This is a genomic window from Janibacter sp. UYMM211, from assembly GCF_040547045.1.
GTDB classification, from domain to species: domain Bacteria; phylum Actinomycetota; class Actinomycetes; order Actinomycetales; family Dermatophilaceae; genus Marihabitans; species Marihabitans melonis.
On record NZ_JBEPOY010000001.1, the window covers coordinates 404,687 to 419,283 of the forward strand.

The 14,597-nt window shown below is 72.1% G+C and carries 15 protein-coding genes; 4 read left to right on the forward strand and 11 right to left on the reverse strand.

Features of this window, described 5'->3' with window-relative positions:
- Positions 1 to 92: 92 nt before the first annotated feature.
- From rlmN to pyrH, 4 genes are all read right to left on the reverse strand, one after another.
- Positions 93 to 1,301 carry a 23S rRNA (adenine(2503)-C(2))-methyltransferase RlmN gene (gene rlmN / locus ABIB53_RS01805; protein ID WP_354586898.1) on the reverse strand — a complete coding sequence of 403 codons (1,209 nt, stop codon included), beginning with the start codon at positions 1,299 to 1,301 and terminating at the stop codon, positions 93 to 95.
- Positions 1,301 to 2,203, reverse strand: coding sequence for a phosphatidate cytidylyltransferase (locus ABIB53_RS01810; RefSeq protein WP_201467333.1), 903 nt, complete (start codon positions 2,201 to 2,203; stop codon positions 1,301 to 1,303). Before ABIB53_RS01810 ends, rlmN begins: the two co-directional genes overlap by 1 nt.
- Positions 2,204 to 2,224: 21 nt before the next feature.
- A complete protein-coding gene (gene frr, locus ABIB53_RS01815; RefSeq protein ID WP_068274711.1) occupies positions 2,225 to 2,782 on the reverse strand; it encodes a ribosome recycling factor in 558 nt (185 codons plus the stop codon).
- Between the two features lie 111 nt (positions 2,783 to 2,893).
- A complete protein-coding gene (pyrH, locus tag ABIB53_RS01820; protein WP_068274708.1) occupies positions 2,894 to 3,622 on the reverse strand; it encodes a UMP kinase in 729 nt (242 codons plus the stop codon).
- A gap of 161 nt (positions 3,623 to 3,783) precedes the next feature.
- On the opposite strand from pyrH, the gene ABIB53_RS01825 reads away from it, so the two are divergent.
- Both ABIB53_RS01825 and ABIB53_RS01830 read left to right on the forward strand, forming a co-directional pair.
- The gene (locus tag ABIB53_RS01825; protein ID WP_354586899.1) at positions 3,784 to 4,362 is read left to right on the forward strand and encodes a TetR/AcrR family transcriptional regulator; all 579 of its coding nucleotides are present in this window, start codon (positions 3,784 to 3,786) and stop codon (positions 4,360 to 4,362) included.
- 63 nt (positions 4,363 to 4,425) lie between these two features.
- Complete coding sequence (locus ABIB53_RS01830) at positions 4,426 to 4,995, forward strand: antibiotic biosynthesis monooxygenase (protein WP_236572075.1); 570 nt, start codon at positions 4,426 to 4,428, stop codon at positions 4,993 to 4,995.
- 73 nt (positions 4,996 to 5,068) lie between these two features.
- On the opposite strand, the gene tsf is transcribed toward ABIB53_RS01830, so the two are convergent.
- The 7 genes from tsf to ABIB53_RS01865 form a co-directional block, all read right to left on the reverse strand.
- Complete coding sequence (tsf, locus tag ABIB53_RS01835; protein ID WP_354586900.1) at positions 5,069 to 5,896, reverse strand: translation elongation factor Ts; 828 nt, start codon at positions 5,894 to 5,896, stop codon at positions 5,069 to 5,071.
- A 40-nt stretch (positions 5,897 to 5,936) separates the two neighbouring features.
- A complete protein-coding gene (gene rpsB, locus ABIB53_RS01840) occupies positions 5,937 to 6,875 on the reverse strand; it encodes a 30S ribosomal protein S2 (RefSeq protein ID WP_354586901.1) in 939 nt (312 codons plus the stop codon).
- 295 nt (positions 6,876 to 7,170) lie between these two features.
- Positions 7,171 to 8,517, reverse strand: a complete 1,347-nt coding sequence (locus tag ABIB53_RS01845) for an ABC transporter substrate-binding protein (protein WP_354586903.1) — start codon at positions 8,515 to 8,517, stop codon at positions 7,171 to 7,173.
- On the reverse strand, positions 8,514 to 9,587 hold the full coding sequence (locus ABIB53_RS01850) for a branched-chain amino acid ABC transporter permease (RefSeq protein ID WP_123093256.1): 1,074 nt from the start codon (positions 9,585 to 9,587) through the stop codon (positions 8,514 to 8,516). Before ABIB53_RS01850 ends, ABIB53_RS01845 begins: the two co-directional genes overlap by 4 nt.
- Positions 9,587 to 10,462 (reverse strand): branched-chain amino acid ABC transporter permease, encoded by an 876-nt coding sequence (locus tag ABIB53_RS01855; RefSeq protein ID WP_123093257.1) that lies wholly within the window; start codon positions 10,460 to 10,462, stop codon positions 9,587 to 9,589. The genes ABIB53_RS01850 and ABIB53_RS01855 overlap by 1 nt, the downstream gene beginning before the upstream one ends.
- A 12-nt stretch (positions 10,463 to 10,474) precedes the next feature.
- Positions 10,475 to 11,179 (reverse strand): ABC transporter ATP-binding protein, encoded by a 705-nt coding sequence (locus ABIB53_RS01860; RefSeq protein WP_123093258.1) that lies wholly within the window; start codon positions 11,177 to 11,179, stop codon positions 10,475 to 10,477.
- The gene (locus ABIB53_RS01865; protein WP_224766986.1) at positions 11,172 to 11,990 is read right to left on the reverse strand and encodes an ABC transporter ATP-binding protein; all 819 of its coding nucleotides are present in this window, start codon (positions 11,988 to 11,990) and stop codon (positions 11,172 to 11,174) included. Before ABIB53_RS01865 ends, ABIB53_RS01860 begins: the two co-directional genes overlap by 8 nt.
- Before the next feature lie 155 nt (positions 11,991 to 12,145).
- Here ABIB53_RS01865 and ABIB53_RS01870 point away from each other — a divergent pair, with 155 nt between their 5' ends.
- Complete coding sequence (locus ABIB53_RS01870) at positions 12,146 to 13,438, forward strand: PucR family transcriptional regulator (RefSeq protein ID WP_354586905.1); 1,293 nt, start codon at positions 12,146 to 12,148, stop codon at positions 13,436 to 13,438.
- Entirely contained in the window at positions 13,435 to 14,586 is a 1,152-nt protein-coding gene (locus ABIB53_RS01875; protein ID WP_354586906.1) for an aminotransferase class I/II-fold pyridoxal phosphate-dependent enzyme, read from the forward strand. The genes ABIB53_RS01870 and ABIB53_RS01875 overlap by 4 nt, the downstream gene beginning before the upstream one ends.
- Positions 14,587 to 14,597: the final 11 nt, after the last annotated feature.

The window sequence follows — 14,597 nt, forward strand, 5'->3', positions numbered from 1 at the left end:
AGGATTGCTCCCTCAGCAGGCTCATGAGGTGCACATCGCCATACCTCGGCGAGGGGGCGAGGGCGAAGGGGGGTGGGGCGAAGGGAGGGCGGTCAGGCGGTGGCGGCGGCGAGCTGGCCGCAGGCGCCGTCGATGTCGCTGCCGCGGGTGTCACGGACCGTCGTCGGGATGCCGTGGGCGCGCAGCCGCTCGACGAACTGCTGCTCGACACCGCGGCGCGAGGCGGTCCACTTCGAGCCCGGGGTGGGGTTGAGCGGGATCGGGTTGATGTGCACCCAGCCCTTGCCGCGGGCGGTGAGCTTCTCGCCGAGGAGGTCGGCGCGCCAGGCCTGGTCGTTGATGTCGCGGATGAGCGCGTACTCGATGGAGACCCGGCGACCGGTGGCCTGGAAGTAGCGGTACGCGGCGTCGATGGCCTCGTCGACCTTGTAGCGCGTGTTGATCGGCACGAGCTCGTCGCGCAGCTCGTCGTCGGGGGCGTGGAGCGACAGGGCGAGGGTCACCGGGATGCCCTCGGCGGCCAGGCGGTCGATGCCGGGCACGAGACCGACGCTGCTCATCGTCAGCGAGCGGGCGCTCATGCCCAGGCCGTGCGGGGCGGGGTCGGTCATCCGGCGGATCGCGCCGATGGCCGCCTTGTAGTTGGCCAGCGCCTCGCCCATGCCCATGAAGACGACGTTGGTGACACGTTGCGAGCCGCGGCCCCCGTCGGCGGGGGCCTCGGTCTCACCCGCCTCGGCGCCGAGCTCGACCCCGCCGCTCGCGGCGACCGGGCCGGCCTCGCGCAGGACACGGTTGGCCGCGACGACCTGGTCGACGATCTCGGCCGCCGACATGTTGCGGGTCAGGCCCTCCTGGCCGGTCGCGCAGAAGGGGCAGTTCATGCCGCAGCCGGCCTGGCTCGAGATGCAGATCGTCGCCCGGCGGGGGTAGCGCATGAGGACCGACTCGACGAGGGCGCCGTCGTGCAGCCGGTAGACCGACTTGATCGTCGCGCCCTGGTCGGCGGTGATCGAGCGCACCGGGGTGAGCAGGGTCGGCATGAGGGCGGCGACGAGCTCGTCGCGGCCGTCCTTGGGCAGGTCGGTCATCGCCGCGGCGTCGTCGGTGTGGTGCACGTAGTAGTGCGTCGAGAGCTGCTTCGCGCGGAAGGCCGGCAGGCCGAGCTCGCGCACGGCGTCGGCCCGCTCGTCGACGGCGAGGTCGGCCCAGTGGCGCGGCGGCTTGCCGCGGCGCGGGGCCGTCATCGTCAGCTGACCGGGGACCGGTCGGCGGGTGCTGGGGTCGGGCAGGTCGGTCATCAGCTCACCGGGGAGATCAGTCGCAGGGCGGCCCAGACCACGGGGGCCACGAGCGCGAGGGAGTCGAGCCGGTCCATGAGCCCGCCATGGCCGGGGAGGATGTTGGACATGTCCTTGATCCGCAGGTCGCGCTTGATGCTCGACTCGACGAGGTCGCCGATCGTCGCGACGGGGGCGACGACGAGGCCGAGCAGCGCGCCGTGCCACCACTGCCCCGTCTCGAAGGTCAGCGGGATGGTGATCGCGCCGACGAGCGAGCACGTGAGCGCCGAGCCGGCGAAGCCCTCCCACGACTTCTTCGGCGACAGCGCGGGCGCCATCGGGTGCTTGCCGAAGACGACGCCGACGGCGTAGCCGCCGATGTCGGAGAAGACGGTGATGAGGATGAAGGCGAGGATGCGCCACTGCCCCTCGGGCTCGGCCACCATGAGGGCGGCGAAGCCCGCGAGGAAGCACGGGTAGAGCAGGGTGAAGGCCCCGGCCGAGACGTCGCGCAGGGCGCCGTCGAGCCCGTCGGCGACCCGCCAGACGACGACCGCGACGAGCGAGAGCGTCGTCGCGAGGACGAGCGCCTCCGGACCGCGCAGGTAGGCCGCGACCGTCATGCTCACCGCGCCGATGCCCACGGGCACGAGCGGCATGTAGATCGAGCGCTCGGCGAGCGCCTGGCGCAGCTCCCACACGGCGATGATCATCGCCAGCGCGACGATGCCGACGAAGATCTCGCGCCGCACGAAGAGGCCCGCGGCGACGACCGCCCCGAGGAGCACGCCGACGCCGACCGCGGCCGGCAGGTCACGACCCGCGCGGCTCGTCGGCTTCGGCGGCTGGGTACGCCTCTCGGCCCGCCGCTGCGGCGGGTCCTCGACGACGGGTGCCTCGACCGGCCCGATCTGGTCCATGAGCGCCTCTCTCCAGCGGGGTCAGACCTCGGAGAGCTCGGCTTCCTTGGACTTCAGCAGCGAGTCGACGGTCTCGGTGTAGCGCTTGGTGAGCGCGTCGAGCTCCTTCTCGCCCCGGTTGCCGTCGTCCTCGCCGACCTCGCCGTCCTTGACGAGCTTGTCGATCGTGTCCTTGGCGGCACGGCGCACGTGGCGGATGGAGACCTTCGCGTCCTCGCCCTGGGTGTGCGCGAGCTTGATGTACTCGCGGCGGCGCTCGGCGGTGAGCTCGGGCATGACGATCCGGATGACCTGGCCGTCGTTGCTCGGGTTGGCGCCGATGTCGCTGTCGCGCAGGGCGGCCTCGATGGCGCCCATCGAGCCCTTGTCGAAGGGGGTGATGAGCAGCGTGCGTGCCTCGGGGGTGGCGAAGGAGGCCAGCTGCTGCAAGGGCGTCGGGGCCCCGTAGTAGTCGACCGTCACCTTGCTGAAGAGACCGGGGTTGACCCGGCCGGTGCGGATGCCGGCGAAGTTGTCCTTCGCGACCTCCACGGCCTTGTCCATCTTCTCCTCGGCCTCAAGGAGGGCGTCCTCGATCATCCTGCGGCTCCTTCTGCTCGCGGCTGTGCGCCGGTGGTCTGGGGTGCCGCCGGGCGGCACCTCGTGCGTGGTGGCGCCGCGACGTCACGTCGTCGGTGCCAGTCTCCCAGATCAGGGATGGACGAGCGTCCCGATGTGCTCGCCGAGCAGGCCGCGGGTGACGTTGCCCTCGCCCTCCATGCCGAAGACGACCATCGGCAGGCCGTTCTCGGCGCAGAGGCTGAAGGCCGCGGCGTCGACGACCTTGAGCCCGTCGCGCAGCGCATCGGCATAGGTGACGTGGTCGTACTTCGTCGCCCCGGGGTTGGTGCGCGGGTCGGAGTCGTAGACGCCGTCGACGCCGCTCTTGGACATGAGCACCGCGTCCGCGCCGATCTCGAGGGCGCGCTGGGCGCTCACGGTGTCGGTGGAGAAGAAGGGCATGCCGGCGCCGGCGCCGAAGATCACGACGCGGCCCTTCTCGAGGTGGCGGATCGCCCGGCGCGGGATGTAGGGCTCGGCGACCTGGCCCATGGTGATGGCCGTCTGCACCCGGGTGTCGATGCCGGCCTTCTCGAGGAAGTCCTGCAGCGCGAGGCAGTTCATCACCGTGCCGAGCATGCCCATGTAGTCGGCCCGCGTGCGGTCCATGCCCTGCTCCTGCAGCTGGGCCCCGCGGAAGAAGTTGCCGCCGCCGATGACGATGGCGACCTGGACCCCTTCGCGCACCGCGGCCGCGATCTGCTCGGCGATCGCGCGGACGACATCGGGCGCGAGCCCGACCTTGCCGCCGCCGAAGACCTCGCCCGAGAGCTTGAGGAGGACCCTGCGGTAGGGACGGGCGGGGGTCGTGTCGGTCACGGACGATCTCCTCGGGTGGTGCACGGCCCTCACGGGACGCAGCGGTCTGGCCGACAGCGATCCTTGCACACGACGCAGACCTCGGGACGCCATGCGCGGGCGCACGCCCCCTTCGCACCCCTGAAGTCGCTGCGGCACAGGATCATTCGTACACTCACCATGTGCCAGAGACGCTGCGGGACCGGATCGTCGTCGCCGCGGCCGAGCGGACCGCGGCGCACGGGTGGCCACGGCTGACGATGAGCCGGCTGGCGAAGGACGTCGGGGTGAGCCGTCAGACGGTGCACGCGGAGATCGGCACGAAGGACGACCTGGGTCGCGCCGTGCTCGTCGCCGAGATGCGCGCCCTCCTCAGCCGGGCTCGTGACTCCTTCGGCCGCCATCAGGGCGACCTGCCCGCCGCCGTCGAGGCCGGGGTGCGTGCCGTCCTCGAGCTCGCCGACGAGAGCCCGCTGCTGCGCCGCCTCGTGTGCTCCTCCCACGGGGCCGACACCGCGGTCCTGCCGCTCCTCCGGACCGAGCCCGCGCTGCTCATCTCGACCACCCGCGACGTCGTCGTCGGCATGGTCGGCCTCGAGGACGACCACCTCGCCCCGGAGCAGGTCGAGACCCTCGTCGACGTCGTCGTGCGCACGCTCCTCTCGCACGTCATGCACCCCACCGACACCCCGCAGCGCACCGCTGCCCAGGTCGCCTGGCTCGTGCGCTGCACGATCGCCGGCCAGCGCCACGCGTCCTGATCGCCGTCGCCCGTCCGGTCGCCCGATGCGGTGACCTCGCCGTGGCGACGGCATGATCTGGGCGTGAGCACTCCCCCTTCGCACCCGGTGACCGTCGCCATCACCCGTCAGGTCGACCCCCAGGACGAGATCCTCATGCAGGCCTGGGCCGACGCGGGCACGACGATGGCCCAGCGCTTCCCGGGCTTCCTCGGCTCGGGCTGGGTGCGCCCCTCCGCCGGCTCGCACGAGTGGCACATGCTCTACCGCTTCGACTCCGCGGAGAGCCTGCGCCGGTGGGAGGGCTCACGCGAGCGCACCCAGTGGCTCGGCGCCGGGGCCCGGCTCGTGCGCGCCACCCGGGTCGAGCACCGCACGGGCATCGAGGGCTGGTTCGACGAGCCGACCGAGATCGAGGTCGCCGACACGGTCGCCGCACCGCCGCGGTGGAAGCAGATGGTCGTCATCTTCTGCGCCTTCTTCCCCACGAGCGTCGTGCTCACCTACGCGCTCGCCGGTCCGACCTCGGGCTGGCCCGGATGGGGACGCGTGCTGCTCACCTGTGCCGTCGCGATCCCGTGGATGACCTACGTCTTCCTCCCCTTCGTCACGCGGCTCTTCTCGCCGTGGACCCACCCGCGCCGAGCCGGCTGAGCCAGGCCGTCCCCGGGCATGACGAAGGGGGCGCCCACCCGATGGGTGGACGCCCCCTTCGTCGGTGCCTGGCTCAGGCGCCGACGCGGAAGCGCGCGAAGGCCGTGGCCTGCGCACCTGCCTCGTCGAGGACCTTGCCGACGGTCTTCTTGGCGTCCTTGGCGAAGGGCTGCTCGAGGAGGACGTTCTCCTTGAAGTAGCCGTTGACCCGACCCTCGACGATCTTGGGCAGGGCAGCCTCGGGCTTGCCCTCCTCCTTGGCCGTCTCCTCGGCGATGCGACGCTCGTTCTCGACGGTCGAGGCGTCGATCTCGTCGCGGGTGAGGACGCTCGGGCTGAAGGCCGCGATGTGCATGGCCACGTCGCGCGCGACCTGCTCGTCGCCGCCCTGCGCGCCGACGAGGACACCGATCTGCGCGGGCAGGTCGGGGCTCGTCTTGTGCAGGTAGGCCGCGACGGTCGGGGCCTCGACGCGGGCGACCCGCTTGACCTCGATCTTCTCGCCGATGGTGGCGTTGGACTCGTCGAGGAGGTCCTTGACGGTCTTGCCGTCGACGGTCGCCGTGAGCAGCTCGTCGGCGGAGGACGCCTCGGACTCGACCGCGGCCTGGAGGACCTGGTCGGCGAGGGCGCCGAACTTCTCGCCCTTGGCGACGAAGTCGGTCTCGCACAGGACCTCGACGAGGGTGCCGACGCCGGAGCCCGCCTGAGCGGCGACGAGGCCGTTGGAGGTCGTGCGACCCTCGCGCTTCGTCACGCCCTTGAGGCCCTTGACGCGCAGGATCTCCGTGGCCTTGCCGGTGTCGCCGTCGGCCTCGTCGAGCGCCTTCTTGACGTCGAGCATGCCCGCGCCGGTGGACTCGCGCAGCGCCTTGATGTCAGCGGCGGTGTAGTTCGCCATGAGTGTGGTGCACTCCTTCGGTCGTGATGGGGGTGGTGGCTCAGGCCTCGGTCGACGCGTCGGCAGCCGGGGCGGCGTCGGCAGCGGGGGCCTCGGCCGGGGCGGCGTCGGCAGCGGGGGCCTCGGCCGGGGCGGCGTCGGCGGCGGGGGCCTCGGCGGCGGGGGCCTCGGCGGCCGGCGCCTCGGCGGCCGGGGCGGCGGCCTCGGTGTCACCGGCGAGCAGCTCGCGCTCCCACTCGGCCATCGGCTCGGAGTCGGCCTGGCCCTCGGTCGCACCAGAGCGGCCACCGGAGCGGGCCATGAGGCCCTCGGCGACGGCGTCGGCGACGACGCGGGTCAGCAGCGTGACGGAGCGGATCGCGTCGTCGTTGCCCGGGATCTTGTAGTCGACCTCGTCCGGGTCGCAGTTCGTGTCGAGGATCGCGATGACCGGCAGGCCGAGCTTGCGCGCCTCGTCGACGGCGAGGTGCTCCTTCTTCGTGTCGACGATCCAGACCGCGGAGGGGACCTTGCTCATCGAGCGGATGCCGCCGAGGGTCTTCTCGAGCTTGTCCTTCTCGCGCTGGAAGAGGAGGAGCTCCTTCTTCGTGTAGCCCGAGCCGGCGACGGTGTCGAGGTCGATCTCCTCGAGCTCCTTCAGGCGCGTGAGGCGCTTGGAGATCGTCTGGAAGTTGGTCAGCATGCCACCGAGCCAGCGGTGGTTGACGTAGGGCATCCCGACGCGCGTCGCCTGCTCGGCGATGGGCTCCTGGGCCTGCTTCTTCGTGCCGACGAAGAGGATGGTGCCGCCGTGGGCGACGGTCTGCTTGACGAACTCGTAGGCGTCGTTGATGTAGGTCAGCGACTGCTGGAGGTCGATGATGTAGATGCCGTTGCGCTCGGTCATGATGAAGCGCTTCATCTTGGGGTTCCAGCGTCGGGTCTGATGCCCGAAGTGGACGCCGCTCTCGAGGAGCTGGCGCATGGTGACGACGGCCATGCCGTGTCCTCCTGTGCTCGTGGTTGTCAGTTGTGTCCTGGCGCCTGCGTACGCACCCCGCCCGATCGCTCGGGACTGCCGTGGTGCGCCCCCGTTCGGAGATGGATCTCGTCACGGGCGAGAAGACGCGCGAATTCATCCGGACAGACCGGATGTGCCCCTCATCGTACGCCGGGGGGTGCCCCCGCCCGAAATCGTCGGCAGCGGCCCGCCTGCACGACCGCGGGGCACGACGAAGGGGGGCGGCCGGGCCGCCCCCCTTCGCGCAGGTGCTCGTGGTGTCACCGCGTCGCGGTCACTCCGTCTCGGGCACGTCCGGGATGCCGCTCTCCGGCGGTGCGTCCTCGGCGACGGCCTTGTCGGCCGGGGTGATCTCGGCGTCGCCGATGTCGGTGACGAGGACCTCGGTGAGGTTCTCGTAGTCCTCGCCCTTGACCTGCGAGACCGCCATGCCCGACATGCCGAGGTGGCTGTCCGCCGACCAGCGGAAGGGCGCCAGGCCCGGGCCGGGCCACGTCGCGCCGTCCTTCTCGATGACCTCGACGACGCGCTCACGGGTGAGGTCCTTGCCGGAGGCCTGCAGCGCCGAGACGAAGGCGTAGGCCTGCGACATGCCGTAGATCCGGTAGTTCGTCAGCTCCCCCTTCGCGCCGTGCTCGTCCCAGACCTTCTGCCACAGCTTCACCCACGGGCTGTCGGGGGTGTCCAGACCCGGGATGTACTCGGTCGTCATCATCCCGTCGAGGGTGCTGCTGCCGTCGGTCACCTTGCCCTTGGAGAAGGTCGAGAGCAGGTCGCCGACGAGCTTCGCGTCCGAGCCGACGTTCGTGTACATCCACTTGGGCTTGTAGTTGAGCTTCATCGCGGCGAGCTGGCTGAGCGCGGTGTAGCTCGGGGTGTTGAAGCCGATGACGAGGTCGGCGCCGGACTCCTTGAGCTTGGAGATCTGGGGGCCGATGTCGGTGTTGCCCGACGCGTACTCGGTGCGCTCGACGATCTGGTCGTCGATGTACATCCGCAGACCCTTCTCGCCGTCCGCGCCGAGCTCGTCGGCCTGGAGGAAGAGGCCGACCTTCGCGTCGGGCATCTTCTCCTTGATGTACTGCCCCATGATCTTGCCCTCGATCTCGTAGTCCGGCTGCCAGCCGAACGTCATCGGGCGCTCCTTGGGGTCGTTGCCCCACAGCTGGGCGCCCGAGGAGACGAGCAGGTCGGGGACCTTCTCCTGGTTGAGGAAGTCGACGACCGCGCTGTGGGTCGGGGTGCCGAGCCCGCCGACGACCGCGAAGACCTCGTCCTTGAGGACGAGCTCGTCGACGACCTTCGAGGTGTTCGTCGGGTTGTACGCGTCGTCCTTGACCGAGTACTCGATGGTGCGGCCGTGGATGCCGCCCGCCTCGTTGACGTAGTCGAGGTAGGACTTGAAGCCGGTGTTGATCTCGGAGTAGCCCGGGGCAGCGACGCCGGTGAGCGGCTGGTGGGTGCCGATCTTGATCGTCGTGTCGGTGATGCCGGTCGTGTCGCCGGCCTCCTCTGCGGATCCGCCGCCGGAGTCGCCGTCGCGCCCTCCGGCACCGCATCCGGCAAGGACGAGGGCTGCGGTGCTCGCGGCGACCGCCGCCCTGAGGGAGATGCGCTTCATGATGTGCCTCCAGGGGTGGGGTGAGAGGTGACGGACGGGGTCGGACGGGTGACCCGGCTCCGGGCGCGCAGCCGCAGCAGCGACCCCACGAGACCGGACGGGGCGAGCAGGACGACGACCATGGTCGTCAGCCCGAGGACGAGCGGGGCGAGCTCGGCGGACTGCAGGTCCGACAGCCCGGCGCTCGAGCCGAGGTTGGTGACGACGGTCGGCAGGAGGGTGAGCAGGACCGCGCCGAGCAGGGCCCCGGTGAGGGTCCCGAGACCGCCGAGGACGACGGCCATGAGCAGCGACAGCGAGAGCGTGAGGGTGAAGCCGCTCGGCGCCGCGATCCGGGTGACGAGCGCCATGAGGCCGCCCGCGAGACCGGCGCACGCGGTGCTGACGACGAAGCACAGGACGCGGTTGCGCCCGAGGTCGATGCCGGCGAGCTGGGCGGCGACCGGGTCGTCGCGCACCGCCCGCCACCGCCGTCCCACCCGCGACTGGCTGAGGTTGCGCAGGAGGAAGAAGGTGAGGACGAGGCAGGTGACCGAGATCGTCGCGAGCCACTGCGTCGGCTCGACGTCGGTGCCGGTGAGGAAGAAGATCGCGTCGTCGGCGACCTGCGGCACGTCCGGCGTCGACACCCGCAGGCCCGGCTCGCCGCCGAGCGCCTCGCGGAAGTGGATGGCCAGCGAGGGCACCGCGATCGCCAGGGCGAGGGTGGCACCGGCGACGTAGGGGCCGTGGAGCCGGGCGGCGGCGATGCCGACGACGAGGCCGACGAGCATCGTCACGAGCACGGCGGCGACGAGCAGGACGAGGACCGGCAGCTCTCGGCCCTCCTGGAGGAGCAGGGCCGTCGTGTAGGCCCCGATCGCCATGAAGGCGCCGTGCCCGAGCGAGAGCTGGCCGTTGACGCCGATGAGCAGCGTGAGGCCACCGGCTGCGACGGCGAAGTAGGCGACCGAGGCGACCTGGCCCTGCCGGTAGCCCGAGAGGAGGTCGATGACGAAGACGGCGACGACGAGGACGGCGAGCGAGGCGAGGGCCCGGCGCAGGAGCGGCGAGGCGAGCAGGCGGCGCATCAGACGGCCCGCTCGACCGAGGTGGAGAAGAGACCGCCGGGCTTGACGAGCAGCACGACGACGAGGACGACGAGCGCCGCGAGGGGTACGAGGCCGGAGCCGAGGTAGCCGCTGACGAGCGAGAGCGTCACCCCCATGAGCAGGCCGCCGACGACCGCTCCCCCGGCGCTGTCGAGCCCGCCGAGGACGGCGGCGACGAAGCCGTAGACGACGACGCCGTCCATGTAGGACGGGTGGACGAGACCGCCGCCGGCGATGAGCAGACCGGACAGCGAGCCGACGAGCGAGGCGAGGGCCCAGCCGAGGGTGAGCGTGCGCGTCACCCGGACGCCGAGGATGCGGGCGACCTCCTGGTTGAAGGCCGCGGCACGCATCGTCAGGCCGAGGTCGGTCTTGAGGAAGAGCAGCCGCAGCAGCGCCATGACCGCGAGGACGCACAGGACGCTGAAGATGCTGAAGGGCGTGAGGGCGAGCGTCGTGCCGCCGACCTGCACCCCGGAGAGCCCGAAGGGGGCGGGGAAGGAGGTGAAGCTGCTGCCGAAGATCACCGCCGCGAGCGCGTGCAGCACGATGAAGAGACCGAGGGTGAGGATCACCGGGTTGATGTGGTTGTCGTGGTCGACGTAGCGGATGACGAGCCGCTCGACGAGCGCGCCGAGGACGAAGCCGGCGGCGAGCGCCACGGCGAAGCCCACCCAGTAGCTCGCGCCCGCGTCGATGAGCGTCAGGGCGATGAAGGTCGTCACCATGGCCATCGGCGCCTGGGCGAAGTTGACGATGCGCGTCGACTGCCAGATGAGCACGAGGGCCAGGGCGAAGGCCGCGTAGACGACCCCGACGGACAGGCCTCCGAGGACGGTGTTGATCAGCTGCACGGCATCTCCTTCTCAGTAGCCGAGGTAGGCATGGCGCAGGCCCTCGTCGGCGGACAGCACGGCCGCGCTGTCCTGGGCCACCACCCGCCCGAGGTTGAGGACGACGCCGACGTCGGCGATGGACAGCGCGCTGCGGGCGTTCTGCTCGACGAGCAGGACGGTGAGGCCCTGCGACTCGACGAGCTGACGGACGATCCCGAAGATCTGGGTGACGATGCGCGGCGCGAGCCCCAGGCTCGGCTCGTCGAGCAGGAGCATCCGGGGGGTGGCGAGCAGGGCGCGCCCGATGACGAGCATCTGGCGCTCGCCGCCGGAGAGGGTGTGCGCGAGGGCCGCGGAGCGGTCGCCGAGGACGGGGAAGAGGTCGACGACGTCGTCGATGCTCATCGCGGTCCCCGAGCGTGATCGGCCGAGCTGACCCAGGCGCAGGTTCTCGCGGACGGTGAGCTCGGTGATGACGCCGCGCCCCTCGGGCACGTGCGCCATCCCGGCGCGGGTCATCGCGTCGGTCGACAGGCGGGTGATGTCGCGGCCGTCGAATCGGATGGTCCCCTTGTCCGCGCGGTGCAGACCCGAGATCGTCCGCAGCAGGGTCGTCTTGCCGGCGCCGTTGGCCCCGAGGACGGCGGTGATCCGCCCGGCCTCGGCGACGAGGTCGACGTCGTGGAGCGCGGTCACCGGGCCGTAGCGGCTGGTGACTCCGACGAGCTCAAGCACCGTGGCCCCCCGTCGTCTGCGCGGGCCCGTCGTCGACGGCGCCGCCGAGGTAGGCCTCGAGGACGTCCGGGTCGTCGCGGACCTCCTCGGGCGTGCCGGTCGCGATGGTGCGCCCGAAGTCGAGGACCGTGAGCCGGTCGCACACGCGCATGACGAGGTCCATGTGGTGCTCGACGAGCATGACGCAGACGTCGCCGGCGAGGTCGCGGATGATGTCTCCGAGCTCGCTCATCTCCCCCTCGGACAGACCGGAGGCCGGCTCGTCGAGGAGGAGCAGACGGGGCTCGGCGACGAGGGCGCGGGCCAGGGCGACCCGCTTGCGAAGGGGGTAGGGCAGCCCCCCGACGACCGAGGCGGCGCGATCGCGGATGCCCAGCCGCTCGAGGACGTCCATCGAGCGCTCGACGAGCGCCTGCTCGTCACGGGCCCCGCGCGGCAGGGCCAGCAGCGAGGAGAAGAAGCCGGCGCGCGAGTGCACGTCGGCGCCGACGAGGACGTTGTCGAGGACGCTGAGACGGTCGAAGAGACCCAGGCCCTGCAGCGAGCGGGCGACGCCGCGCTCGACGAGCGAGCTCGGTCCCCACCCGGTGACGTCGGCGCCCTCGAAGGTCAGCCGGCCCTGCGTCGGGGTGACGAACCCGCAGGCGACGTTGAAGAGGGTGGTCTTGCCGGCGCCGTTGGGCCCGATGACCCCGAGGACCTCGCGGGGGCGGACGTCGAGGCTGACGTCCGAGAGGGCGACCACGCCCCCGAAGCGGACGGTGATGGCGTCCATCTCGAGCACGGGCTCAGTCATGACAGGGGTGGGCACGAGTCCTCCTCGACGACGACCTCACGTCGCTGTGAGGTTGCAGCGACCCTGACGTGCGCAGCGCTCCGGCGCTATGGGCGCACCGCACAAGACACCCAGTGCCCTGCGCCCGTTGTCGTCGACGGTCGGCGGCAGGAGACTGACATGCTGGGGTCATGACGCAGACCAGCCACCGACCCGGGCCGGACCAGGCCGCGGAGCAGGGCGACGGCACGGTGCTGCTGACGAGCGCCGAGCGCGAGGTCCTCGCCCCCGCCTTCGACGCGCTGCGATCACGGGCCGATCACATCGCCGAGGCCGTCGCGGCTCAGCTGCTCGACGGCGGTGACCTCGGCTACGGGCTCGACGAGCCCGGCCGCGCCGCCGAGCTGCGGGCGAGCATCCGCGACCACGTGCGCGCCGGGATCGAGCGCCTCGCCGACCAGCGCCCGGCCCAGCGCCGGGCCATCGACCTGTGGCGCGAGACCGGTCGGCGCCGGGCCCAGCAGGGCGTGCCGATGGAGATCGTCCTCACGACGTACATGATCGGCAGCCGCCTCATGTGGGAGGCCCTGCTCGAGGCCGGCCACCGCCTCGACGTGCCCGACCGGGCGCTCATGCGGGCCGGACGGCTGCTGTGGTCGACCCTCGACGTGCAGGGGACGGTGCTGCGCGACAGCTACCGACGCGAGGAGCTGGCCCGCGATCAGCGTGACCCGGCCCGGGTCGCCGAGGTCCTCGAGGGGCTGAGCCAAGGTCGTGGCGCCGAGGCCGACTTCGCCGCCCGGGCGCGCTCGGTGCTCGGCCTCGACCACGACTCCGCCCTTCTCGTCCTCGTCTGGCTCCCGCCCGCGGACGGGCCCTCGACGCCCGACCTCGTGCGCGAGCGCCTGCAGGACGCCGGGTACCTCTCGCACTGGCGCCGCCAGGGCGCCCACGTCCTCGGTCTCGTGCCGAGCCCTGACGACGGGACCCGCGTGCGCAAGGTGCTCGAGCGCACCGTCCGGGGGCGCGTCGGGTCGGCGACCTGCCGCGACGGGCTCTCCGGGGTCCTCGCCGCCCAGGACAGCGCCCTCGCCGCCGCCGTGTCGCTCCCCCGGGGCAGCGACGCCGTCGTCGACATCTCCGAGCGCCTCCCCGAGGCGCTCCTCGCGGCCAGCCCGTCGCTGACGACCCAGCTCGTCGAGGGCACGCTGGGTCCGTTGCTGTCGGTCCACGGCGTGACCCGCGAGGTGCTGCTCGAGACCCTCGTCGCCGTGCTGCGCCACGGAGGCTCCGCGACGTACGCGGCGGAGGACCTCGTGTGCCACCGCAACACCGTCATCTACCGCGTCAAGCGGGTCGAGGAGCTCACCGGCCTCTCCCTCGACGACCCGCGCGACCGGCTCCTGCTCACCCTCGCCGCGACCGCCGTCGACTCGGGCCTGGCCGGTCTGGGCTCGGGGGCCGACGGCGAGGTCCGGTCATGAGCGAGCGGCTCGTGCGGCGGCTGCGCCCGCACGGAGAGTCCGTCTTCGCGACGATGTCCGGCCTGGCGCTCCAGCACGGCGCGGTCAACCTCGGGCAGGGCTTCCCTGACGACCCGGCGCCACAGGCCGTCGTCGAGGCGGCGCGCGCGGCGCTGGCCGCAGGGCACAACCAGTACCCGCCCTCGCGCGGCGTGCCCGAGCTGCGCGAGGCGGTCGCCCGCCACCAGCGCGAGCACTACGACCTGCCGGTCGACCCGGCGACGGGCGTCGCCGTGACGACCGGTGCGACGGGGGCGCTCGCCGCGAGCGTCCTCGGGCTCGTCGAGCCCGGTGACGAGGTCGTCACCTTCGAGCCCGCGTACGACGCGTACGCAGCCCTCGTCGACCTCGCCGGGGGCACGCTGCGGCGGGTCCCCCTTCGCGCCCCGGACCTCGCGGTGGACGCCGACGCGCTCGCCGCCGCCTGCGGCCCGCGGACGGCGGTCATCCTGCTCAACAGCCCGCACAACCCGACGGGCAAGGTCTTCACGCCGGCCGAGCTCGAGCTCGTCGCGGAGCAGGCGCGCCGGCACGACGCGGTCGTCGTCACCGACGAGGTGTACGAGCACATGACCTTCGACGGGGTGCAGCACGTGCCGATGGCGAGCCTGCCGGGCATGTGGGAGCGCACGATCACGATCTCCTCGGCCGGCAAGACCTTCTCGGTCACGGGGTGGAAGGTCGGCTGGGCGAGCGGCGCCCCCGAGCTCGTCGAGGTCGTCGCCAGCACGAGCCAGTGGCTGACCTTCTCCGGCGGTGCGGCCTACCAGCCGGCCGTCGCGGAGGGCCTCGGGCGCATCGGCGAGCTCGTCGACCCTCTGACGCGCGAGCTCGGCCGCCGCCGGGACCTGCTCGTCGACGGCCTGCGCGCCGCCGGCCTGGAGCCGCTCGTGCCGCAGGGGGGCTACTTCGTCGTCGCCGACGCGGCGCCGATCGGGGTGAGCGACGCGATGGCCTGGTGCCTGGAGATCCCGCAGCGGCTCGGCGTCGCCGCCGTGCCGGTGAGCGCCTTCTGCGAGAGCCCCGCCGGCGTCGAGAGCCTCGTGCGCTTCGCCTTCTGCAAGAGCGAGGACAGGATCCGCGAGGGCACGGCCCGGCTGCGCGCCTGATCCACAGGGGC

Excerpts from the sequence above, each read along its gene's own strand:
- rlmN (WP_354586898.1), bottom strand. The coding sequence starts at position 1,301 with ATGACCGACCTGCCCGACCCCAGCACCCGCCGACCGGTCCCCGGTCAG.
- ABIB53_RS01810 (WP_201467333.1), bottom strand. The coding sequence starts at position 2,203 with ATGGACCAGATCGGGCCGGTCGAGGCACCCGTCGTCGAGGACCCGCCG.
- frr (WP_068274711.1), bottom strand. The coding sequence starts at position 2,782 with ATGATCGAGGACGCCCTCCTTGAGGCCGAGGAGAAGATGGACAAGGCC.
- tsf (WP_354586900.1), bottom strand. The coding sequence starts at position 5,896 with ATGGCGAACTACACCGCCGCTGACATCAAGGCGCTGCGCGAGTCCACC.
- rpsB (WP_354586901.1), bottom strand. The coding sequence starts at position 6,875 with ATGGCCGTCGTCACCATGCGCCAGCTCCTCGAGAGCGGCGTCCACTTC.
- ABIB53_RS01845 (WP_354586903.1), bottom strand. The coding sequence starts at position 8,517 with ATGAAGCGCATCTCCCTCAGGGCGGCGGTCGCCGCGAGCACCGCAGCC.
- ABIB53_RS01850 (WP_123093256.1), bottom strand. The coding sequence starts at position 9,587 with ATGCGCCGCCTGCTCGCCTCGCCGCTCCTGCGCCGGGCCCTCGCCTCG.
- ABIB53_RS01870 (WP_354586905.1), top strand. The coding sequence starts at position 12,146 with ATGACGCAGACCAGCCACCGACCCGGGCCGGACCAGGCCGCGGAGCAG.
- ABIB53_RS01875 (WP_354586906.1), top strand. The coding sequence starts at position 13,435 with ATGAGCGAGCGGCTCGTGCGGCGGCTGCGCCCGCACGGAGAGTCCGTC.